Source organism: Acinetobacter sp. G18 (assembly GCF_052660225.1).
On sequence record NZ_CP109658.1, the window covers coordinates 2,182,566 to 2,206,013 of the forward strand.

24 protein-coding genes are annotated in these 23,448 nt (G+C 36.8%); 14 read left to right on the plus strand and 10 right to left on the minus strand.

The features are described from left to right. Positions 1-103: 103 nt before the first annotated feature. From putA to NE363_RS10460, 4 genes are all read left to right on the plus strand, one after another. Positions 104-3,856, plus strand: coding sequence for a trifunctional transcriptional regulator/proline dehydrogenase/L-glutamate gamma-semialdehyde dehydrogenase (putA, locus tag NE363_RS10445; protein ID WP_445534986.1), 3,753 nt, complete (start codon positions 104-106; stop codon positions 3,854-3,856). 105 nt (positions 3,857-3,961) lie between these two features. Continuing rightward, on the plus strand, positions 3,962-4,435 hold the full coding sequence (locus NE363_RS10450; protein ID WP_191105337.1) for a GrpB family protein: 474 nt from the start codon (positions 3,962-3,964) through the stop codon (positions 4,433-4,435). A gap of 106 nt (positions 4,436-4,541) precedes the next feature. After that, positions 4,542-5,627: a tRNA (uridine(54)-C5)-methyltransferase TrmA gene (trmA, locus tag NE363_RS10455; protein WP_445534987.1), complete on the plus strand. Its 1,086-nt coding sequence runs from the start codon at positions 4,542-4,544 to the stop codon at positions 5,625-5,627. Positions 5,628-5,875: 248 nt separating this feature from the next. Beyond that, on the plus strand, positions 5,876-6,106 hold the full coding sequence (locus tag NE363_RS10460) for a hypothetical protein (RefSeq protein WP_002050077.1): 231 nt from the start codon (positions 5,876-5,878) through the stop codon (positions 6,104-6,106). A gap of 35 nt (positions 6,107-6,141) precedes the next feature. Here NE363_RS10460 and NE363_RS10465 read toward each other — a convergent pair whose 3' ends face one another. Beyond that, complete coding sequence (locus tag NE363_RS10465) at positions 6,142-6,888, minus strand: phosphodiester glycosidase family protein (protein WP_445534988.1); 747 nt, start codon at positions 6,886-6,888, stop codon at positions 6,142-6,144. Between the two features lie 189 nt (positions 6,889-7,077). Here NE363_RS10465 and NE363_RS10470 point away from each other — a divergent pair, with 189 nt between their 5' ends. Beyond that, positions 7,078-7,668, plus strand: coding sequence for a lecithin retinol acyltransferase family protein (locus NE363_RS10470; protein ID WP_406521504.1), 591 nt, complete (start codon positions 7,078-7,080; stop codon positions 7,666-7,668). A gap of 45 nt (positions 7,669-7,713) precedes the next feature. On the opposite strand, the gene NE363_RS10475 is transcribed toward NE363_RS10470, so the two are convergent. Further along, on the minus strand, positions 7,714-8,295 hold the full coding sequence (locus tag NE363_RS10475; protein ID WP_191000205.1) for a YceI family protein: 582 nt from the start codon (positions 8,293-8,295) through the stop codon (positions 7,714-7,716). Between the two features lie 213 nt (positions 8,296-8,508). On the opposite strand from NE363_RS10475, the gene NE363_RS10480 reads away from it, so the two are divergent. Continuing rightward, complete coding sequence (locus NE363_RS10480; RefSeq protein ID WP_445534989.1) at positions 8,509-8,916, plus strand: OsmC family protein; 408 nt, start codon at positions 8,509-8,511, stop codon at positions 8,914-8,916. A gap of 53 nt (positions 8,917-8,969) precedes the next feature. Here the strand turns inward: NE363_RS10480 and tkt are convergent, their stop codons facing one another. Then, positions 8,970-10,958, minus strand: a complete 1,989-nt coding sequence (gene tkt / locus NE363_RS10485; protein ID WP_039255205.1) for a transketolase — start codon at positions 10,956-10,958, stop codon at positions 8,970-8,972. Between the two features lie 525 nt (positions 10,959-11,483). Between tkt and metK the strand changes: the two genes are divergently transcribed. Beyond that, a complete protein-coding gene (metK, locus tag NE363_RS10490) occupies positions 11,484-12,650 on the plus strand; it encodes a methionine adenosyltransferase (RefSeq protein ID WP_004702069.1) in 1,167 nt (388 codons plus the stop codon). A 123-nt stretch (positions 12,651-12,773) separates the two neighbouring features. Here metK and NE363_RS10495 read toward each other — a convergent pair whose 3' ends face one another. After that, positions 12,774-13,022: a hypothetical protein gene (locus tag NE363_RS10495; RefSeq protein WP_004702072.1), complete on the minus strand. Its 249-nt coding sequence runs from the start codon at positions 13,020-13,022 to the stop codon at positions 12,774-12,776. A 258-nt stretch (positions 13,023-13,280) separates the two neighbouring features. Between NE363_RS10495 and NE363_RS10500 the strand changes: the two genes are divergently transcribed. Continuing rightward, positions 13,281-13,472, plus strand: coding sequence for a hypothetical protein (locus NE363_RS10500; protein WP_004702073.1), 192 nt, complete (start codon positions 13,281-13,283; stop codon positions 13,470-13,472). A 68-nt stretch (positions 13,473-13,540) separates the two neighbouring features. On the opposite strand, the gene NE363_RS10505 is transcribed toward NE363_RS10500, so the two are convergent. Further along, positions 13,541-14,101 carry an FxsA family protein gene (locus tag NE363_RS10505; RefSeq protein ID WP_445534990.1) on the minus strand — a complete coding sequence of 187 codons (561 nt, stop codon included), beginning with the start codon at positions 14,099-14,101 and terminating at the stop codon, positions 13,541-13,543. 393 nt (positions 14,102-14,494) lie between these two features. Between NE363_RS10505 and blaOXA the strand changes: the two genes are divergently transcribed. Further along, entirely contained in the window at positions 14,495-15,319 is an 825-nt protein-coding gene (gene blaOXA, locus NE363_RS10510) for an OXA-51 family carbapenem-hydrolyzing class D beta-lactamase (RefSeq protein ID WP_445534991.1), read from the plus strand. A gap of 71 nt (positions 15,320-15,390) precedes the next feature. Here blaOXA and NE363_RS10515 read toward each other — a convergent pair whose 3' ends face one another. Both NE363_RS10515 and NE363_RS10520 read right to left on the minus strand, forming a co-directional pair. Further along, positions 15,391-15,936, minus strand: a complete 546-nt coding sequence (locus NE363_RS10515) for a GNAT family N-acetyltransferase (protein WP_445534992.1) — start codon at positions 15,934-15,936, stop codon at positions 15,391-15,393. Continuing rightward, positions 15,933-16,526: a helix-turn-helix domain-containing protein gene (locus tag NE363_RS10520; RefSeq protein WP_445534993.1), complete on the minus strand. Its 594-nt coding sequence runs from the start codon at positions 16,524-16,526 to the stop codon at positions 15,933-15,935. The genes NE363_RS10515 and NE363_RS10520 overlap by 4 nt, the downstream gene beginning before the upstream one ends. A 226-nt stretch (positions 16,527-16,752) precedes the next feature. Here NE363_RS10520 and ruvC point away from each other — a divergent pair, with 226 nt between their 5' ends. Continuing rightward, positions 16,753-17,298 (plus strand): crossover junction endodeoxyribonuclease RuvC, encoded by a 546-nt coding sequence (ruvC, locus tag NE363_RS10525; RefSeq protein ID WP_002121356.1) that lies wholly within the window; start codon positions 16,753-16,755, stop codon positions 17,296-17,298. 4 nt (positions 17,299-17,302) lie between these two features. Here the strand turns inward: ruvC and NE363_RS10530 are convergent, their stop codons facing one another. Beyond that, positions 17,303-18,760, minus strand: a complete 1,458-nt coding sequence (locus NE363_RS10530) for an NAD(P)H-hydrate dehydratase (RefSeq protein WP_445534994.1) — start codon at positions 18,758-18,760, stop codon at positions 17,303-17,305. Between the two features lie 26 nt (positions 18,761-18,786). On the opposite strand from NE363_RS10530, the gene queG reads away from it, so the two are divergent. Both queG and bioB read left to right on the plus strand, forming a co-directional pair. Further along, positions 18,787-19,887, plus strand: coding sequence for a tRNA epoxyqueuosine(34) reductase QueG (gene queG, locus NE363_RS10535; RefSeq protein WP_445534995.1), 1,101 nt, complete (start codon positions 18,787-18,789; stop codon positions 19,885-19,887). An 87-nt stretch (positions 19,888-19,974) separates the two neighbouring features. Further along, positions 19,975-20,964 (plus strand): biotin synthase BioB, encoded by a 990-nt coding sequence (bioB, locus tag NE363_RS10540; protein ID WP_004702085.1) that lies wholly within the window; start codon positions 19,975-19,977, stop codon positions 20,962-20,964. A 42-nt stretch (positions 20,965-21,006) separates the two neighbouring features. On the opposite strand, the gene NE363_RS10545 is transcribed toward bioB, so the two are convergent. Together NE363_RS10545 and NE363_RS10550 are read right to left on the minus strand one after the other, a co-directional pair. Continuing rightward, complete coding sequence (locus NE363_RS10545) at positions 21,007-21,219, minus strand: hypothetical protein (RefSeq protein WP_004702086.1); 213 nt, start codon at positions 21,217-21,219, stop codon at positions 21,007-21,009. Between the two features lie 64 nt (positions 21,220-21,283). Next, positions 21,284-21,634 (minus strand): hypothetical protein, encoded by a 351-nt coding sequence (locus tag NE363_RS10550; RefSeq protein ID WP_445534996.1) that lies wholly within the window; start codon positions 21,632-21,634, stop codon positions 21,284-21,286. Positions 21,635-22,078: 444 nt separating this feature from the next. Between NE363_RS10550 and NE363_RS10555 the strand changes: the two genes are divergently transcribed. Beyond that, on the plus strand, positions 22,079-22,615 hold the full coding sequence (locus NE363_RS10555) for a fimbrial protein (protein ID WP_004702089.1): 537 nt from the start codon (positions 22,079-22,081) through the stop codon (positions 22,613-22,615). Positions 22,616-22,688: 73 nt separating this feature from the next. Next, positions 22,689-23,429 (plus strand): fimbrial biogenesis chaperone, encoded by a 741-nt coding sequence (locus tag NE363_RS10560; RefSeq protein WP_445534997.1) that lies wholly within the window; start codon positions 22,689-22,691, stop codon positions 23,427-23,429. The last annotated feature ends 19 nt before the right edge of the window (positions 23,430-23,448 follow it).

Sequence of the window (23,448 nt, forward strand, 5' to 3'; positions counted from 1 at the left end):
AGGCTAAATATAGTGAGTTATTCGGTGTTTCTTCTGTAATCATAAATTATCTAAACCTCTCTACTCAAGATGAGTTTATGAGAGTCGGTTGTCGGAAATAGATATGAACACAATGGATACTTTTCATCAAATGGATAAATCTCACCAAGGCTATATCACCGAATTCAATGATAAAAGTGAGTTTGAACAACGCATTAATACAGCTTGGCGTCGTGCTGAACCGGAAGCTGTAGAAGAGCTATTACAAGCTGCTGCGGTATCTGATGATTTAGATCATAAAATTTATGAACTTGCATTTAATCTTGCCCATAACTTACGTGAACGTAAAACCTCTTCGGGTAAAGCTGGTATTGTTCAAGGGTTATTACAAGAATTCTCTCTTTCTTCTCAAGAAGGCGTGGCGCTTATGTGCCTCGCTGAAGCTTTGCTTCGTATTCCAGACTCTGCAACACGTGATTTGCTTATCCGAGATAAAATCAATCAAGGTAACTGGAAAGAACACGTTGGTCAAAGTAGCTTAATGTTTGTAAATGCTGCTGCATGGGGCCTTATGTTAACTGGTAAGCTTATGGAAACCCCAAAGCAAACCAGTCTTTCAAGTGTACTTACTGGCCTTTTAGCCCGTAGTGGACGTGGCATTATTCGTAAAGCAGTTGATGTTGCAATGCGTATGATGGGTGAACAGTTTGTAACTGGGGAAACTATTGAAGAAGCTGTAGACCACGCAAAAGTGCTTGAAGATAAAGGCTTCCGTTATTCGTACGACATGCTAGGTGAAGCAGCTTTAACTGACCATGACGCTGAACGCTACTTTAACGATTATACGCAAGCTATCCATGCAATTGGTAAAGCGTCTAATGGTAAAGGTGTTTATGATGGCCCAGGTATTTCAATCAAGCTTTCTGCTTTACATCCTCGTTATCAACGTGCGCAAATTGAACGTGTTCATCAAGAACTTTACGGCAAAGTATTTGAACTCGCTCGTTTAGCCAAACACTACAACATTGGTTTAAATATCGATGCTGAAGAATCAGAGCGTTTAGAAATTTCGCTTGAGTTACTTGAACGTCTTTGCTTCGAGCCAGAACTAGCCAACTGGAAAGGTATTGGATTCGTTATTCAAGCTTACCAAAAACGCTGCTTCTTTGTAGTTGATTATATTATTGATCTTGCTAAACGCAGCCAAAAACGCCTCATGATTCGTCTTGTAAAAGGCGCATATTGGGATAGCGAAATCAAGAAAGCTCAAATCGAAGGTATGGATGACTACCCTGTCTTCACGCGTAAAGTACATACAGATTTATCTTATATTGCTTGTGCTAAAAAATTACTTGCAGCCCCTGAGTTCATCTATCCACAATTTGCAACTCATAATGCTCAAACATTGGCAACGATTTATCATTTAGCTGATCCAAGCAAATATTATGCTGGTCAATATGAGTTCCAATGCTTACACGGTATGGGTGAACCACTTTATGAACAAGTTGTGGGTCCTCGTGAGCAAAATAAATTAGGCGTACCATGCCGTATTTATGCTCCGGTTGGTAACCATGAAACTTTGTTAGCTTATTTAGTTCGTCGTTTACTCGAAAATGGTGCAAACACTTCATTTGTTAACCGTATTGCCGATAAAACACTTAAAGTTGAAGATCTCATTCAGTCTCCAATTTACGATATACGCAATACTGCTAAACTTGAGGGTTCAGTTGGTTTAAAACACCCATCAATTCCTCTTCCTTTAGATATGTACGGCACACTCCGTAAAAACTCTAAAGGATATGACTTAGCAAACGACACGCCGCTTGAAGCTTTAGATAGCACAGCTCAACAACTTCGTAACCGTGTTTGGCAAAGCCATCCATTACTAGGAAATAACGCTTCAACAGAACAACGCCATTCTGTTGCAATTACAAACCCAGCACAAAATGATGAAATTGTTGGATATGTACAAGAAGCTGATCTTAATGATGTAGAAATTGCATTGAATGCAGCTGAACAAATACAAATTGAATGGGCAAATACACCTAAAGATCAACGCGCACAATATTTAAAAAGTGCAGCTGACCTTATGGAAAGCCGTATTCAAGAGTTAATGGTATTACTTTGCCGTGAAAGTGGTAAAACTTATGCCAATGCCATTGCAGAAGTTCGTGAAGCTGTAGATTTTTTACGTTACTACGCAACTCAAGTTGAGAATCTTCCTTCAAATACAACTATTCAACCGCTTGGTACTGTACTTTGCATTAGTCCATGGAACTTCCCTCTTGCAATTTTCTCTGGTCAAATTGCTGCAGCATTAGTCAGTGGTAACTGTGTTATTGCAAAACCTGCTGAACAAACACCATTAATCGCGGCTCAAGCAGTGCAAATTTTATGGGAAGCTGGTATTCCACATGGCGCTGTACAGTTACTACCTGGCCGTGGTGAAACAGTAGGTGCTCAGCTTAGCCAAGATCGACGCATTGATGGCATCATGTTTACTGGCTCAACTGAAGTTGCAAAAATTTTGCAGAAAACAGTAGCAAAACGCTTGGCTGCTAATGGTCAATCTATTCCTCTCATTGCAGAGACTGGTGGTCAGAATGCCATGATTGTGGACTCATCTGCTTTAACGGAACAAGTTGTACTTGATGTTGTAAGTTCTGCATTTGATAGCGCAGGTCAACGTTGCTCTGCTTTGCGTATTTTATGTGTACAAGAAGATAGTGCTGCAACCGTTATTAAAATGCTTAAAGGTGCAATGCAACAGTTAATTGTTGGTAACCCTGCTATTTTAAAAACGGATATTGGCCCTGTTATTGATGAAGAAGCAAAACAGACAATTGATCAACATATCCAAAAAATGAAGTCTAAGGGCTATCCAGTACATCAACTGATGTTTGGTGCAACTAACCAAAATGAATTGAGCAAAGGAACTTTTGTTGTCCCGACAGCAATTGAGCTACCTAACCTCGATGACTTACAACGCGAAGTTTTTGGTCCTGTTTTACATATCATTACCTATAAGTATGGTGAGCTTGAACAACTTATCTCACGTATTAATGCCAAAGGTTATGGTTTAACAATGGGTCTGCATACTCGTATTGATGAAACCATCCAAACCGTTATTCAACATGCTGAAGTTGGTAACCTTTATATCAACCGTAATATTGTTGGTGCTGTTGTTGGTGTTCAACCATTTGGTGGTGAAGGTTTATCGGGGACAGGTCCGAAAGCTGGTGGTCCGCTTTATATGTATCGCTTAATGCAAAATTGTTCAAATAAAGTATTGGCAATACCATTTGCTATGAAAAATGAACAAACTGCATATGAAGGCTTTAACCGAGAGGTTTATCAGAGCTTACAAAACTGGGCGAAACAGCATTTACCTCAAGCAAATCGTGATATTGAACGATTTGGTGTAGGCAAATTTTATGAGTTACAAGGCCCTACTGGGGAAAGTAACCAATATATTATTTTGCCGCGTCACCGTGTGCTTTCAATTGCTGATACTGAAGAAAATCAATTGCATCAATTGCTCGCAATTTTTGCAGTGGGTAGCCAAGCTGCTGTAATGCTAAATAGTCCATTGTTGGCAAAACACAAACAAACGTTGCCAAAAGATGTACTTGATGCAATTACTACAGTTAAAAACATCACATCAGATGATTTTGATGCTGTTTTACATCATGGCAACCGTGAGGAAGTTCTTTCATTACAGCAAGAAATTGCTAGCCGCTCTGGCGCAATTGTTGGCATTACACATGTTGAATCAAATGAATCGATTCCACTTGAACGTTTAGTGATTGAACGTGCAATTAGTGTGAATACAGCCGCTGCTGGTGGTAATGCAAGCTTAATGACTATGTCTGACTAATGCATAATTTATTTAAAAAGCCCAAATCTTAGTATTTGGGCTTTTTTGTTTAATGAAGTAATCTATTTTTAAATATATAAATTTTATAGATTAGAGAGTTTCGTAGTGATCTTTTTAGAATCAGAGCAATATCAACAAAAATGTATTCAACTTTTTAATTCGTATAAAAAAGATATTTCCACACTTCTCCCATTTGCCAAAGTTGAGCATATAGGTTCTTCTGCAATACCTCATGCAATTTCCAAAGGTGATCTAGATATTTATATTGAAGTTATGCCTGACCAATTTGAATTCGCAATAAACCAGTTAAAAACACTTAATTTTATAGAGAAACAAAATACGCTTAGAACACACGAGCTTTGCATGCTTGAATCACTTAACAACGATGATGTTGCATTTCAAGTTGTAGTAGCCGATTCAGTATTTACGTTTTTCTTAACATTTAGAAATAAGCTTATAGACTCACCAAAGCTCGTGAACGAATATAATCAACTAAAATTAGAGTGTAGTCATTTAGACCATGATCAATATAGAAAAGTAAAATCAGATTTTATTCAAAATATCTTAAATCATCTCTAATTTAAGTACCCTATTTGTTTATGAATATCTGAGTAAAATTGGCTCCTGCAAGCTCGTTTTTTTTGGTACCATTCACTATTTGATTCTGTTTAAATTTTCTTTGTCTATGACCTCTTCTTATCGTCAACAACTTCAAGCTAAAATTGATCGCATTACTACTCAATTTTCTGAATTTACACCGCCTACATTAGAAGTGTTTGAATCACCTGAACAACATTTCCGTATGCGTGCTGAGTTTCGGATCTGGCATACAGAAAATGATATGTTTTATGCCATGTTTGAACGTAACGATGAAGACAAGCAAAAAACAGTTGTTCGCATAGACGAGTTTCCTATTGCAGACAAAAGCATTAATAATTTAATGCCGAAACTTTTGGAAGAACTTAAAGCAGAACATAAGCTTTCTAACCGTATATTTGAAGTGGATTTCCTCGCAACACTAAGCGGTCAAATGCTAGTTACTCTAATTTATCACCGTAAATTAGATCAGGAATGGGAACAAGCAGCTAAAGCACTTGCTGAAAAACTAAATATTCAAATTATGGGCCGTAGCCGTGGCCAAAAAATTGTGATTGGCGACGACTTTGTTGTAGAAGAATTTGAACTTTTAAATCGTACATTCAAATATAAGCAAATTGAAAGCAGCTTTACCCAACCTAATGCTCAAGTTTGCAAAAAAATGCTGCAATGGGCATGTGATGCAGCGGAAGGTTCGAAAAAACATTTATTAGAACTTTATTGTGGTAATGGTAACTTTACCCTTCCGTTATCACTAAAATTCGAACGCGTACTTGCTACAGAACTTGCTAAATCATCAGTCTATGCCGCTCAATGGAATATTGAACAAAACCAGATCGATAATATTCAGGTAGCTCGTCTATCGGCTGAAGAGTTTACTCAAGCATATCAAGGTGAGCGTGAGTTCCGCCGTCTACAAGAAGCAAATATTGATATTCAGAGCTATGACTTTGACACGGTATTCGTAGACCCTCCGCGTGCCGGAATTGATGTTGAAACTTTAAAACTTTTACAAGGTTTTGAGCGTATCATCTACATTTCATGTAACCCTGACACTTTATATGAAAACTTAAAAACACTCACAAAAACTCATCAAGTGACTAAGTTTGGTTTGTTCGATCAGTTTCCTTATACACATCATGTCGAATCAGGTGTATTACTTGAGAAGATTTAAACAAAATCTTTCAATGTAACCAAATTTTATAAGGAGATTAAATATCTCCTTATTTTTCAATGCATTTCATATAAGCACTTAAATTTTTAAAAAATATCAAGTCATCTATTCGTCATAATTTCGTTTAACTCAACCATTACTATCGAAAATTCTTGAGTTCAACTGGTGGATTTATCACATATAGAGTCTTGTATTTTAATTTAAATTGGCTATATTTCGAGCTATGTTAGGTTGTATATGAAGGCTCTATGAGTTTTTGGCAAAAGCTGTTCTTAGCAGATCAACAGCATAACGAGCATAAGAATCAAACTGCTTGTGTTGAAAATGACTGCTCATGTAAAACTAATGAACAACTTCTAAGTGCGCTTGCACAAGCAACAGATGAAGATGTCATTATGGGAATAAAAAAAGTTCTTATTTCCCGTGGGTATAGCCGAAAAGAGTTAAATGAACTCATTCAAAAACCATCTATTCATTAATGATAAAGCCAGTCTTGTACTGGCTTTTTTGCATTTTATTTTACTGTACAATTTTTGCGACTAACCACACCAATAATTGGCCCCATATAAAATTTTCTATCATTACGGTTATTTTTTTTCAAATAAAGACTAGATATAGAACCATCAAGATAAAGAGCTTGTTCTACTTTTAAATTCTTTTGGAAAAATTCAGCGAAATTATAAAAATTCACTCTATTTTTAGAAATTACAAAATAAAGCTTATTATTTTTTATACCCACCCCATTTCGTATTTTCTTTGAATCGCTATTTGCTAGAAACAAGGGATTGAGTTTTCCATTAATCACCAGCATTGGGCCAGATTGAGTTGCATAATCTGGTTGAAAAGCCTTTGCTTTATATTGTTCAGTTGTCCATATAACAGCTTGTCTTTTATTCCATGCAAAAACTCCGTTAGGCTGCAAGAAGAAGTTCCCCCACCCTTTATCTTGATTTAAAGGTTGGATCTCTTGCCCTTCTTCGATATATAGGCCTACAGGTGAAAAGCCTGAATGAAACATCCCTCCGTTCATTGCAAAAGTAAGTTGTTCACATGACTTGAGCTGGTACTGAATATTATCGAAACTTTTATAATATTCATTCGTTTGTGGCTTCTTCAGAAATAGACGTAATTGATTTAAATTAGAAAGTTCAATAACTTCAAATTGATCATCCGTATCATTTTCAATTTGTCGATGCTCTAATGCTAAAGCAGACTGCACAAAGACAAAAAAGTTCATAATACACAGTATTACTATTTTCATTAACGATGAATCTCATAAGTCATTTTATGTTTATAAAATACATTTTATTAAACTAAAAAAGGTTTCATAAGATGTATATCCGAAAGTCGCTTATTCCACCTAATCAATACACTAGGACACAATCATATTCGCTATAATGCTCAAAGCTTTTAATAAAAGTGATTAAAACTTTATCGGATCAGCGTGAATATGCAACAAACAAATAAACGCTACCCTTTAGGGGCTCATCTTATTGTAAAACATCTCGGTTATAGCCATCATGGTATTTATGCTGGGAGAGGTCGAGTTATTCATTATTCAGGCCTAGCACATTTTATAAAAAAGCGTCCCATTGAAATCACTTCAATAGATGCCTTTTCTCACGGCAAAAAAATTCATGTACGTTCTTATGATGCTCCACGCTACAAAGGTAAAGTCGTTGTGCGACGTATGCGCTCACGCATGCACGAAAATCATTATCATTTGATTATTAATAATTGCGAACATTTATGTAGCTGGGCAATTACAGGTATAGAAAGCAGTACTCAAGTTGAACGCATGATGCATCGTCTAACTACAATAGGCTATGTAAGTTCAATTATGAGTTATATGAATGGCATGATGCTGACGGTAGCAACGACCTGCTTTGCTCTTGTTCTCTATATTAAAAAGAAATTACGTGATCAGGCAAAAATGAAAGTCCCGACATATCAATTTTTAAGAGAAAAAGCAGAGAAAAGCAAGATTGATCCTGCTCAACCTTTAGTTTTTATAGAATCAGATAAAAAAGAACCCATCTAATTAAAAAAGTCCTCACAATTGAGGACTTTTTAGAAAACTCACAACTTATTTTTTAGCTGCAGTTGCTTCAGTCGTAATGTTTACAGTGATCTTGTCACCTACGTTTGGCACATAACTACCTAGGCCAAATTCAGAACGATTGAATGAAGTTGTCGCGTTGAAACCAATCGCTGGAACTTTTGCCATTGGATGTTCGCCCTGTTTATTTAAAACAGCATTAAGTACAACAGGCTTAGTTACACCTTTAACAGTTAAGTCACCAGTAATTTTGAAATGCTTTTTGTCTTTAGTTTCTACTTTCGTACTTTTGAAAGTAATATTTGGATATTTAGCTGCGTTAAACCAAGCTTCTTGTTGGAATTCTTTATCTAAAGCAGGTACGTTTGTATTTACGCTGCTTAAAGGGATTGTAACATCTACAGAAGAATTTGCTGGTTTAGCATTATCAACTTTGATTACACCTTGGATGTCTGAGAAGTTAGCGCTTGGTGTTGAAAAACCAAAGTGATTCCATGAAAAAACAGTAGCTGTGTGCGTTGGATCAATTTTATAGTCCACTGGAGCAGCCAAAGTAACTGTACTTGCCAATGCTACTGCTAAACCGAAGCTTAATGTTTTAAGATGCATTTTCGTATCCTTTATTGATATAGTCGTTAGTGTATACATCAAGTAATTTAATTCACTATTCTTTATAAAACGATATGTTTCATCCATGCAACAATAAAAGCGTTACAGTTGTTATTCAAAACCCATATTATAAAGTATAGATATTTTTCTATTCAAAGTTTTCAGATTGATTGGTTTTTACTTCGATTTTATTGATAAATAACAAGGTAAAACATGGTTAACACAGTCCAAGCACAAAGCACTTCTACTCCTTACCGAGTAACACTTACTGATCCATCTGGTCATCAATGGTTTGGAGATGAACCAACTGATAAAGGTGGACAAGATACAGCTCCAAATCCAGTTCAGCTTTTACTATCGGCTTTAGGCGCGTGCACTACAATTACACTAGAAATGTATGCAAATCACAAAGGGATTAAGCTTGAGCATGTACAAGTCGATTTAGCCTTAAATCCAAATGGTGATCCGGAAGCAGGCACAAATAACATTGAGCGTAAAATCACACTTAAGGGTGATTTCACCGAAGACCAACATAAACGACTACTAAAAGTTGCTGAAAGCTGCCCCATTCATAAGTTATTGACTTCGAATATTTCGATTCAAACCGAGCTTAATATTTAAAATTTATAAAAAAAGCGCCCTAATCAGAGCGCTTTTTTATACTACTTAATAGATTAAGCAGTCAATTCTTTAACCGCAGCTACTACAGCTTCAGTTGTAATACCAAAGAATTGGAACAAGTCTTTCGCTGGTGCTGACTCACCATAAGTTGACATACCAATTACTTTGCCATCAAGACCAACAAACTTCCACCAGTAGTCAACATGAGCTGCTTCAACAGCAACACGTGCACGGATATGAGCTGGTAATACAGCTTCACGATATGCAGCGTCTTGTTTCATAAACTCTTCTGCACATGGCATAGAAACTACACGCACACCGTCAAGTTGAGCATAAGCTTCCATTGCTAAAGAAACTTCTGAACCAGTCGCAATAATAATTGCTTTCAGCTCGCCTTTTTCTTGAGCAAGAACATAACCACCTTTTGCAGCATTCTGAATTTGCTCTTCAGTACGCGTTTGGAATGGCAAGTTTTGACGAGAGAAAATAAGTGCTGTAGGACCGTCTTTACGCTCTAAAGCAGATTTCCATGCAATTGCTGTTTCAACAGTATCAGCAGGACGCCAAGTATTTAGGTTTGGTGTACCACGTAAAGAAGCAATTTGTTCAATTGGTTGGTGTGTAGGACCATCTTCACCTAAACCAATTGAGTCATGTGTATAAACATGAATTACACGTTGTTTCATCAATGCAGACATACGCACTGCGTTACGTGCATATTCCATAAACATTAAGAATGTTGCCACGTAAGGAATGAAACCGCCATGTAATGCAACACCATTTGCAATTGCAGTCATACCGAACTCACGTACACCATAGTACACGTAGTTACCCGCTGGGTTTTCTTGAATACCTTGGCAACCTTTCCAAAGTGTTAAGTTAGAACCAGCCAAGTCCGCTGAACCACCTAACAATTCAGGTAATAAAGGACCAAATGCTTGTAATGTATTTTGGCTTGCTTTACGAGTTGCTACAGTCTCAGCTTTAGCATTTGTTTCACGAATAAAGGCATCTGCTTGAGCTGAAAACTCTGCTGGTAAATCACCGCTAATACGACGAAGTAACTCAGCTGCTTCTGTTGGATATTTTGCTTGGTATTGAGCAAATACTTCATTCCAAGCTGCTTCAACTTCATTACCTTTTGCTTTAGCATCCCATGCAGCATATACATCAGCAGGAATAACAAATGCTTCTTCTGTCCAGCCTAAAGCTTCACGGGTTAAGGTAATTTCATCTTTACCTAATGGTGCACCGTGACAATCTTCTTTACCTTGCTTGTTTGGAGAACCTAAACCAATAATTGTTTTACAAATAATGATCGTTGGTTTTTGAGTTTCTGCTTTAGCTTGAACTGTTGCTTGACGAATAGCATCAGCATCATGGCCATCTACACGAAGAACTTGCCAGCCGTACGCTTTGAAACGTTCTTCAGTGTCATCACTGAACCAACCTTCTACTTCACCATCAATCGAAATGCCATTGTCATCATAATAAGCAATCAACTTACCAAGCTGTAAAGTACCTGCCAATGAACATACTTCGTGAGAAATACCTTCCATTAAACAGCCGTCACCCAAGAAACAATAAGTGAAGTGATCAACTACTTTTAAATCATCTTTATTGAACTGAGCAGCTAAAGTTTTCTCAGCTAATGCAAAACCAACAGCGTTTGCAATACCTTGACCTAAAGGACCAGTAGTTGTTTCGATACCTGGCGCATAACCATATTCAGGGTGACCAGGAGTTTTTGAGTGTAATTGACGGAATTGTTTTAAATCTTCAATTGAAAGATCATAACCTGTTAAATGAAGCAAAGCATATTGCAACATTGAACCATGGCCATTTGACAAAACAAAACGGTCACGGTTTGCCCATTGTGGATTAGTTGGGTTGTGATTTAAAAACTCGCGCCAGACGACATCAGCAATATCTGCCATCCCCATTGGAGCACCTGGATGCCCTGAGTTTGCCTGTTGCACAGCATCCATTGCCAATACACGAATTGCGTTTGCAATACGACGTTCGTTTAAAGGGGTCGTCATAGATCAGAATCCAATTTTAATAGATTGATGAAAAGAAGAAGATGAATAACCATTCAGTGCCGCTATATTGTCTTAAAAAAACGCCTATGGGTAAACCCCAACACTGTATATTTCTTTATTTTTAACCGTTTCTTGGTTACTCAAAAAACATTTAGATTCTTAAGTTACATAAAACAATGCATTTTATAGTTCCTCTTTAATCAACAATTGTAGACGTTTAATGACTATAAAGAGCATATAAAGATGAATTTGCGTATGCAATTTATACTTTTCCACTTCACAGTGCAAATTTTATTGATTAATATTTCGCAAAATCAAATGTTTAAAATTTAAACGACCATAAGCAACTCTTGTTTAAAAACAATTAATTTTCAACCTACTATATCAATTTCGCTGATACACTTATCAATTAAAACATAGTAGAAATGAAATAAATTCATGCTTTTTAGTCAGTATGAACTAGTCCTCAAGCTCAAGTCGATGTAACATATTATGTCTTTTTGAAATAACCAAGATAGGACTTTCATGCGCGAGTACGCTGTTTTTACCTCGGAATCTGTAAGCGAAGGTCATCCCGATAAAATGGCCGACCAAATTAGCGACGCTATTTTGGATGCAATCTTAAAAGAAGACCCATACGCACGTGTTGCTTGTGAAACACTGGTAAAAACAGGCGCTGTTGTACTTGCAGGTGAAATCACAACTACTGCGAATATTGATGTAGAAGCTGTTGTTCGCCAAACTGTTAACGGTATCGGCTATCACCACTCAGATTTAGGCTTTGATGGTTCAACTTGTGCAGTGATCAATATGATTGGTAAACAATCACCTGAGATTGCTCAAGGTGTTGATCGCCAAAAACCTGAAGATCAAGGTGCCGGTGACCAAGGTTTAATGTTTGGTTACGCAAGTCGTGAAACTGACGTGCTTATGCCAGCTCCTATTTCTTATGCACATCGCTTAATGGAACGCCAAGCTGAACTTCGTCGTTCAGGCGCATTACCATGGTTACGTCCAGATGCAAAAAGTCAGGTTACTTTCGCATATGAAAATGGCAAACCTGTACGTTTAGATGCAGTAGTACTTTCTACTCAACATGACCCTGAAATTACTCAAGCTCAGCTTAAAGAGGCTGTAATTGAAGAAATTATCAAGCCAATTATTCCTGCTGAAATGTTCCATGCAGCCACTAAATTCCACATTAACCCGACTGGTATGTTCGTTATTGGTGGTCCTGTAGGTGACTGTGGTTTAACAGGTCGTAAAATCATCGTTGATACTTACGGTGGTATGGCTCGTCACGGCGGTGGTGCCTTCTCTGGTAAAGATCCATCTAAAGTAGACCGTTCAGCTGCATATGCTGGCCGTTATGTAGCTAAAAATATTGTTGCCGCTGGTCTTGCTGACAAATGTGAAATTCAGGTGAGTTATGCAATTGGTGTTGCAGAACCAACTTCTATTTCAATCAACACTTTTGGTACTGCAAAAGTTTCTGATGAGTTAATTATCCAATTAGTACGTGAACATTTTGATTTACGTCCGTTTGGTATTACTCGTATGCTTAACTTGATTCAGCCAATGTATAAACAAACAGCTGCTTATGGCCATTTTGGTCGTGAAGGTTCAGATTCTGCATTTACATGGGAAAAAACTGACAAAGTTGAAGTACTTAAAGATGCTGCGGGCCTATAAGCCTCATATATTAAAAGCCCGCTTAATGCGGGCTTTTTTATTATTTTTATATGCTGTTAATATTAAACAATAAGCTTTTCGATACACTTTGTTTAAAGGTATTTAGCAACAACTTAAGTCATACTATTGTTTAGTGGTCTTATCACCTTCATTTAGCACGTCCAATAAAGTCGACTGCGTAGGTGTATCTTGATGATTTTGAATATAAATATGAACAACTTTAAATACAACAACCACAGCCAGACATGCCATCACACAGAACATCCATAACCCATACGGGCTTCGAATATGGTGTGAACCACAATATGGACATGATTTGTCAGTTGATGCCACGACTTTGTCACAACATGCACAATGATATTGATATAGCATAGGTAACCCTCCTTCCCTCACTTCAACCGTTGTTGTTTTAATAGGTTTGCTACAATTTTTACTTTATACATCCTTTATATTTATCCTATGTGAAATGAAAAGAGAATTCAATCTGAATGAACAATGCGTTCATTTTAAAAATATTTAATTTATACAATGAGATAAATTAAATATTATTTTTTATGTACTATTTTTCTTATTTTGATATTTTGCTGAATTTGCTAAAATGCATAAATAGTTTATTTTCTAGGCCAGTCTATGTCACACACACAGCTCATTAATAAAGGTGGCTTTCGTGAAAGAGCCAATAGAAGCCGAAAATATCAACAATCTGAAAACAAACAAACAGCCCTACCTTCAAATAAATATCAGCCTCAGACGAAGTTAGAAGAAAATCCAACTGCAATAGCTCAAGCTGGAACAGATAATACTGATTCTTCAAATTCATAATCGATAGAATATAAAAAAGGCCTAAACATTTAAGATTTAGGCCTTTTATCTTTTATATAAGGAATTAATTAATCCTTATTTTTATGTTCAATTTTCTTATGGTCTGGAGTAACTTCTCGTGCTTCACCATCAATAATGCTTGAATCTCCACGGTATGGGCTACCACCTTGTGGGTTCTGCATATCCTGCATTTGACGCATTAAATCAGCAAATGGATTTTGACCACCACCTGCACCGCCCATGCCACCCATCATTTTTTCCATCATGGCTTGCTGACGCTTCGCAAGTGTTTTCATTGCGATATTACGGAACGCAGTTTGCACGCCCGGAATTAGAATTAGAAGCGCTAAAACATCTGATACCAAGCCAGGCACCATCAATAAAAAACCTGCAAAAGCATATGCTAGTTTTTTAGTCACGGTCGGATCGCTACCTAATTGTCCAGTCATCTGCATTTGTTGTAATTGCGGCATAATACCAGCCGTACTCTTACGAATAAGCGTTAGACCAATAAAGAAGGCAATGATGAACCAGAAAAACACATACCATCCACTTATGAAATGTGCTACGCCAATCCATACGGCAATTTCAAGAATCGCGCCAAGAACCACAATAAGAAGTAAATTCATGTAAAACTTTATCTATCTCAAAAAGAAAATTCATTGCAGATTTCACCATCTAACCTATGAACCCTTTTCAATTGAAAAAAGTTGAATAGGTAGTAAAGCTTAGACAATATTTTCTTGTAACTTAACTAAAATCGTCGCTAAGCCCAAACTCTGCAATACTATCAATAAGACTGATTTCAAATTAATAAAATAGCCATACTTCATTATTAATGAGTGCTATAAAAACTTTATCAAGTGTTTTTTCTACAAGATTGCATTTTTTTCAAAAATTAGTCGTTTTTTTAACTATTATCGACATTTTTCTAAAATCTAACTTACATTTTTGATATCTAATATTTGATCCACTCAAGCTACATTAATTAGCTAAACTTTAAATTTAATTTTATAAATCGCATGAATATTAAAGCTATCTTATTGGTAACAAGCGCTCTTCTTATTTCTGCCTGCTCGCCTTATATAGTGACAGCAAATCCAAATAATAGTGTTTTAAAAGCAGATGAAAAAGCGCAGAAAATTAAAGACATCTTTGAAGAAGCACATACAACTGGTGTTTTAGTTATTCAACAAGGTCAAACACAACAAAGCTATGGTAATGATCTTACTCGAGCTTCAACAGAGTATGTACCGGCTTCAACCTTTAAAATGCTTAATGCTTTAATCGGCCTTGAGCACCATAAAGTAACCACAACAGAAATATTCAAATGGGATGGAAAAAAGCGACTCTTTCCCGAATGGGAAAAGGATATGACACTAGGCGATGCTATGAAGGCTTCTGCTATTCCAGTTTATCAAGATTTAGCTCGTCGTATTGGACTTGAGCTCATGTCTGCTGAGGTAAAACGTGTAGATTATGGCAATACTAATATTGGCACCCAAGTCGATAATTTTTGGCTTGTCGGCCCTTTAAAAATTACACCTCAACAAGAAGCACAATTTGCCTATAGGTTAGCTAACAAAACCCTTCCATTTAGTCAAAATGTACAAGAACAAGTTCAATCCATGCTTTTCATAGAAGAAAAAAATGGAAATAAAATATACGCAAAAAGTGGTTGGGGATGGGATGTAGACCCACAAGTGGGTTGGTTAACTGGCTGGGTGGTCCAACCTAAAGGGAATATTGTAGCATTCTCTCTCAATTTAGAAATGAAAAAAGGAATACCTAGCTCTGTTCGAAAAGAGATTACTTATAAAAGCTTAGAACAATTAGGTATTTTATAAAATTACACTATGCCCCAGTTCAGTTTTTCCTATATTGAACTGGGGCATTGTCTAACAAAAAATTTGATAATTTACCCATCAACAGGTTCAAATGGTGTATTTAAAATTAACTGATAAAAAGCAGCATCTAACCATTGTCCAAACTTAAAACCTACCTGTTTAAAAGTACCAGCATGTGTGAATCCCATTTTTTCATGGAGGCCTATACTGGCTTGATTTGTCGCATCAATACAACCAATGAGTACATGAAACTGGGCTTCTTGAGCTCGCTGAATTAACACTTGCATTAATACTTTACTCAAACCAGCACCACGATGTTCATGATGTATATAGATACTATGTTCAACTGTATATTTATAAGCTGGAAAAGCTCTGAAAGTTCCCCAACTAGCAAATCCTAATAATTTGCCTGATTCATCTACCACACCAATAATAGGAAAACCATTTTCTCTTTTTACAGAAAACCATGTTTTCATTGAATCAAGCGAACGCGGCACATAGTCATATAGTGCTGTTGAGTTAATAATCGCATCATTCAAAATCTCTAGTATAGCCACAGCATGTTCTGCCTCATTACAGTCAATTAAGCGAAAGTTAGAATCGAGGGAATAGTTCATAAAGATTCCTTAAGAGCAGACACGAGTTGATTAGAGACGACTAAAATATAGCGAGCGACTTGTGATGAATTATTGCTGTATATAACAGGTTGATCTAATTGCATAGCCAAGCAATCCCCTTGACCTAATGCGTAAGAATTTTCACCTAATTGAATATCAATTTGCCCTTCAACTAGCCAAAGTTGCTGTTGTACTACTTTAGAACTTTCACTCATTTCATATGTAATTCGAGAATGAGGCGGGAATTCAATTTCAACAATCTGAAATGGTAGCTTCAAATTGGGGGGCGAAACGGTACGGCGAATATAGCCAGTTTCTGGATCTCGCCATTCAGCTTGTTCATTTCGGTGAATAACCGGTTGAGGAGATGGACTAATTGTTTCATTGATAAAAATTTGGGTTAAAGGTACTTCAAGTCCATTTGCTAATTTTTCAAGCACAACTGCTGTAGGACTTGTTTCAGCTCTTTCAATTAAAGAAATAGCTGAACGACTGACTTTGCATCGAGTGGCAAGCATCTCTAATGTATATCCACGCGCTAAACGTAACTCTCGTATTCGATGTGCAATCCTGATATTGATATCATCCATCGAGCAAACTCATTCCATATTTATAGATAAGTATTCCATTAAAATAGAATTACATCAAATCATTTCACATTATGGTTTATAAGTATTTGTAGAGTTTTAAACAGTTATAAATTAGACCAGTTAAACCCGAAAAATAACCATTTACAGCAGCATTCTTTAAATTACGCATGCAGAACCGTTTTGGCTATGTAACAATACTCTCTAAACTAATTATATAAGTCTTCACATGGCATTGATTATTGGAATTGACCCAGGTTCACGCTTAACAGGTTATGGAATCATTGAAAAAGATGGTAGTAAACTGCGTTTTGTCGATGCTGGTACAATCCGAACAGAAACTCAAGAAATGCCAGAGCGCTTAAAGCGTATTTTCGCTGGCGTTGAGCGAATTGTGAAATTTCACGGCCCTACTGAAGCTGCGGTTGAACAAGTTTTTATGGCTCAAAACCCAGACTCTGCCTTAAAACTAGGACAAGCCCGTGGTGCTGCCATAGCTGCTTTAGTTAATTTAGATTTACAAGTTGCAGAATATACTGCCCGTCAAATCAAACAATCTGTAGTGGGTTATGGCGCTGCCGATAAAGAACAAGTACAAATGATGGTTATGCGATTACTTAATTTAACCATTAAACCGCAATCCGATGCAGCCGATGCCCTTGCAGCTGCCATTTGCCATGCTCATGCATCAGGAAGTATGAGTAAACTGTCGGTCTTAAATGCTTTAGGTGGTATGGCACGTGGACGAAGTCGCTCGAGTAGCCGTAGACGCTAAAGCTTTATTGATTCACGACTTGAGTAATTGCCTGATTCATTTCGTAAGCCTGTAAACCACGCATGCCCTGTTTTGCAAGTTCATCACCTGCCTGAGCATGCAAAGTCACTATCTCATGTAATGCAATATCTTTGTGGAACTGAGCTTTTAAACTCGCGATCATACCTGCCAATATATCTCCCATGCCACCAGTACCCATACCTGCATTACCTTGGGTACAAATGTACAAGTTATTCTCTAAAATTAAGCTACCAGCACCTTTAAGCACCCATTGCCCACTATATTTTTGCTGCAACGCATAAATTGCATCAATTCGGTCATTTTCAATTTCCGCTGTAGAAGAACCCAGTAAGGTAGCGGCTTCTCCCGGATGAGGCGTCGCATAAACATGCACACCTATTTTTTCAGGCTGCTTGGCAAGAAACCATAAAGCATCTGCATCTAATACAACTTCCAAGTGTGAATGATTTAAGAAATGAAACCATTGTTGAAAAATTTGCTGTGACCAGTCATCACGGCCTAATCCCATCCCAAAACATACGGCATCAACTTGAGACAAAATATCTTTAATGCCATTTTCATCAAGTCCATTAATATCACGAAGCATAATATTAGGTGCTCGTGACAAAATAGCCTGATGATGGTTGCGATGACAAATCACTGTCACTTTACCTGCACCTGCATGAAACGCAGCTTCCGCAGCCATAATGACAGCTCCACCCATTTGCTCATGCCCACCAATCACCAAAACATGCCCATAACTTCCTTTATGCCCAAAAGCCAAACGTTTAGGAAGTCTGATATGTGTTGGTGTCAAATAAGCTAAAGGTTTCAGCTCTTGGTCTATTGGAATTAAATTAACTAAATGAATTTGTCCCGTGTACTCTTTACCTTGACCAGTAAACAGTCCTGCCTTAAGACCTAAAACAGTAAATGTATGATCTGCCTTTACAGCTGAGGGTAAAATACGTCCTGTATTTGCTTGCAAACCACTTGGTATATCAATCGAGATTTTTAAGCCAGCCTGCTCATTAAATTGTTGAATAGCATGTTGCCAATAATCATTTAACTCTCGGTTTAAACCAATCCCAAATAGTGCATCAATATGGCAATCAAAGGTTTTACTCACCTCAAAATCTTGGTGAACCTGAACATTATTTTCTTTCGCAAAATCGACAGCATATTGTAAATCAGTTGAGTCGCCCAACTCAGCCGCAAATATCTCTACATGAAATCCAGTTTGTTTTAAATAACTTGCTATAAAATAGCCATCACCTGCGTTATTACCCTGTCCGCACCAGACCGCAATATTCTTAGTAGCATGATTTTCAAAAAGTACGATGAGCTGTTGAGTGATTGACCAAGCTGCCTGCTGCATTAAGCCTAATGATGAGTTTTGCGCAGCAAACCAGCGCTGCTCCCATGCTCGAATATCATCGCTATGGTAAACTACGGCCTGCATATTATTATCCTCTTGCATTTTGGTTTATGACATCTTCCGACACATCACGCATTGCAGTACAACAAATTGATCCTTATGAACTAAAAGCATGGATCAAAGCTCAAGCATTAGACTTGGGTTTTGCTGATTGTGTCATTGCAAAACCAGATGCTCAAGAGCAAATGCCTCGTTTTTTAGAGTATCTTGAACGTGGTTATCATGCAGATATGACCTATTTAGAAGAAAATCTAGAAATGCGAGCTGATCCCACTTTATTAGTTCCAGGCACAAAAAGTATTATTTGCGTACGCATGAACTATCTTGTGGAATCTCCAAAACCACGATATGTCCCATTTGAACCGAACTCAGCCATTATCGCGCGTTATGCGCGTGGGCGTGATTATCACAAGGTGATGCGTGGTAGATTGAAAACTTTAGCAACACGAATTCGTGAAAAAGTCGGCGATTTTGAATCTCGCCCTTTTGCAGATTCGGCACCTATATTTGAAAAATCACTGGCGGAAAGTGCTGGAATGGGCTGGACAGGTAAACATACTTTGCTCATTCATAAAAAGTCAGGTTCATTTTTCGTTCTAGGAGAGCTATTTACATCACTCGACCTACCTTTTGACGAACCTGCAACAGCACATTGTGGTTCTTGTAGCGCGTGTATCGACATTTGCCCAACGCAAGCGATTGTCGAGCCTTATATGCTAGATGCAAGACGCTGTATTGCATACCTAACTATCGAATACAAAGGAATTATTGCTGAAGAATTACGTGCAGGTATTGGTAACCGAATTTTTGGTTGTGATGACTGTCAGTTAATCTGCCCTTGGAATAGCTTTGCAAAAAAAGCTTCTATTACCGATTTCGCCCCTAGACATGGTTTAGATAACATTAGTCTGCTCGAGATTTGGCAGTGGGATGAAGCTACTTTTTTAGCCAATACCGAAGGTAGTCCAATACGCCGCACAGGTTATCAATCATTTAAACGTAATATCGCTATTGGAATGGGTAATGCGCCATATTCAGAAGAAATTATAGATCAGCTACATAAAGGCAAAAATCTACATGACGAAATCGTTAATGTGCATATTGATTGGGCAATTGAGCAACAACTTAATCAACTTCAGCGATCAAATTAAAAAAATGATGTTTTTTGCCCTATAGCTTTAATACGAATTCTGTATGATTATGTACAGTGAATTAATGCCATCATCATGGATATGACAATGACTCTACGTAATGATTGGAATCGTGAAGAAATCCAAGCTTTATATGAACAACCTTTTTTGGATTTAGTTTTCAAGGCTCAACAAGTACACCGCGAGCACTTCACTGCCAATACAATTCAGGTCAGTACCCTGTTATCTATTAAAACGGGTAAATGTCCTGAAGATTGCAAATACTGCTCACAATCGGCACATTACGAATCAAAACTAGAAGCAGAAAAGCGTATTGCTGTAGAAAAAGTAATTAGTGAAGCGAAAGCTGCAAAAGATTCAGGTTCTTCACGTTTTTGTATGGGTGCTGCTTGGCGTAACCCACATGAACGCGATATGCCTTATGTTTTAGAAATGGTACGCGAAGTTAAAGCATTAGGTATGGAAACCTGTATGACTTTAGGTATGCTTAATCAATCTCAAGCTGAGCGCCTGAAAGTTGCTGGTTTAGATTATTACAACCATAACTTAGATACCTCTCGTGAATACTATTCTCACATTATCAGTACTCGTACTTTTGATGATCGTTTGAATACACTTGATTATGTTCGTCAAGCTGGTATGAAAGTTTGTAGTGGCGGTATTGTGGGTTTAGGTGAAAGTCGTGAAGATCGTATTGGTCTATTGCATGAACTAGCTACTCTACCGATTCATCCTGAATCTGTGCCAATTAACATGCTTGTTCCAATCGAAGGAACACCTTTAGCTGATGTTGAAAAGCTTGATGTAATTGAATGGATCCGTACTATTGCAGTTGCACGTATCATTATGCCACATAGTTATATCCGTCTCTCTGCAGGCCGTGAATCTTTAAGTGATTCAGATCAAGCTTTAGCATTTATGGCAGGTGCGAACTCTCTGTTCTCGGGTGATAAATTGCTTACCACTCCAAATGCTGGTGAAGGTAAAGACCAAGCATTATTTAACAAACTTGGTTTAACTGCTGAAAAGCCAAAACCAACTGTTGCTGATCTATCAGTCGATGCGATGAGTGCTTAATAGCATCAAGAATTTAAAAGCCCTGATCATTCAGGGCTTTTTTTATATAGATGTTACTAGTATTCCATAAGTCGCATTCAGAAAAGTTCCAACTCGAATAATATCCCTACCTGCTGCATGTGTAACCGATAACTCTTGGCTCAGCACATCAAAGTGGAAAGTTTCAAAAACATCTTGGTGATGCATGAGCCAAGTCACTGTATCTGCTACGTTCTCATCCGCAATATAAGTTAAGGCTTTAAAGTCTTTACTCATAAATCACTCTTAAAAATAAATATTTATGAATTCTATATGAGTTAACCCTACCTTAAAAGAGAGTCTAAGCAGCTTTAGGATTCACAAGCGAATATCCCGATAACAAACTTGCTAAGGCCTGAGGAGAAAACTCCAAAGATAGCACATGATTCTTAAGATTGATTGAATGCTTACTAATCAATGGAAGTAAGCCTTCTTCAGTTTCAAACACGTATTCATCCGCAATATTTAGAATACCCTCAAGATTCGTTGTACTAGACGCTAAATCATGACTAAAGATGTCATAAATTGTTTGTAAATTAAACGTCGTATTCTGTTCTGTGGGATGTTTAAGTAAATAGTCCTTTAAGAATAAGACTAATTTATGGGCAAAGAAAAAATAATTTGGTTTATAACTGTATTTCATGCTGTTCATGGAAATAAACTCCAGACGATCTTTTATTGAATCACAACTAAAACACTAGGAATTAAACCTTAAAAAATTCTTAAAAAAACAAATATCTTCATACAACATAAACAAATTATTTTTATTAATAAAAAACAGATACTTAATAAAACATTTTATAAATAACTTATATTATTTTTCTAAAGGAAAACTTAAATTGCTTAAATTCAACAACTTAAATTAAAATTATTATCAATTTTATTTTAATAAAATAAAATTTAATTATTTTACCATCTGGTATAAATTAAATTTTAAAACAAAATTTCACATAAAAAAAACCGATCAAAATACGAAAAAATATAATGTAATTCTTGTTTTTTAATTGAAAGGTGCTATATTTCCACCGCATTACTTGATCAGAATAAAATCACTGAAGAGTAATAAATATACTTTATAAAATATTCTGGGGAATTTATGAAAAAGCTTATTTTTATAGCCGCAACTTCTATTTTTAATATTGCCACTGCACAGGCTGCAGATGGCACAATTACTATTAATGGTTTAGTAACCGATAATACTTGTACGATTGATACAGGTGATAAAAATCTAACCGTAAATTTACCTACAGTATCATCTCAATCTTTAAAAAATGTTGGTGATATTGCTGGACGTACTCCCTTCCAAATCAATTTAACGAATTGCGCTTCAGCTGGTAAAGTTGCAACTTATTTTGAACCGGGTGCAACAGTCGATTTTAATAGTGGACGCTTATTAAACCAAGCGACAACTGGTGCGGCTACTAATGTCAATATTCAGTTATTAGGAAGTAATAATGCAGTAATTCCTGTACTTGCTAAAGGTGCTTCAGGTGCACAAGATAACTCACAGTGGGTAGATGTTTCAGCTGGTGGTAACGCTGACCTTAATTACTATGCTGAATATTATGCGACAGGTGTATCGACTGCTGGTACCGTAACTTCACAAGTTAAATACACCATTATTTATCAATAAACTAAAAATCAGCTTCTATTATCAAATAGAAGCTATATCTCATCTATTGTTTATTATATTGAGAATATGACTCATGCTTTTTAGTGGTCGTAAATTTTTTTGGGGAATGGCTTGTCTTCAAGCAGCTATTGCTATTACAGCACATTCTGAAGTAGTACTACATGGCACGCGTGTAGTATATCCATCGGATGCTCGAGAAGTTAGCTTACAGCTAAGTAATAACGGGACAACACCTTCACTGATTCAAGCTTGGATTGATGATGGAAATCCAAAATCCACGCCAGATGAGTCGAATGTACCTTTCATTATTACGCCTCCTATTTCAAGAGTCGAACCGTCTAAAGGACAAACATTACGAATTACCGCACTACCTAATGCATCTCAATTAAATCAAAATAAGGAAAGTATATTTTGGCTTAATGTATTAGATATTCCCCCAAGACCAGAAGGGAAAAAACAAGAAAATAGTGAAATATTAACTAATAATTTCCTTCAATTAGCCATACGCTCTCGAATTAAATTCTTTTATAGACCTGTAAATTTAAAAGAAAATATTGATACAGTGGGTGAGAAAATTCAATGGATAAAAAATGAAGATAATTTGCTTATTAAAAATCCAACGCCCTTTCACGTTACATTAAGTTCTATTTTTCAAGAAGTAAATCATCAAAAAATAGATCTGTTAAAGCAAGGTTTAATGCTTTCTCCTTTTTCAGAAGATCACATAAAACTTAAAAATAGCAATATAACAAATATGCGTTTTGTTTACATAAACGATTACGGTGGTCGAGTTGAACAAGTAATCAAGTTCTAATTTTATTTACCATTTTTAA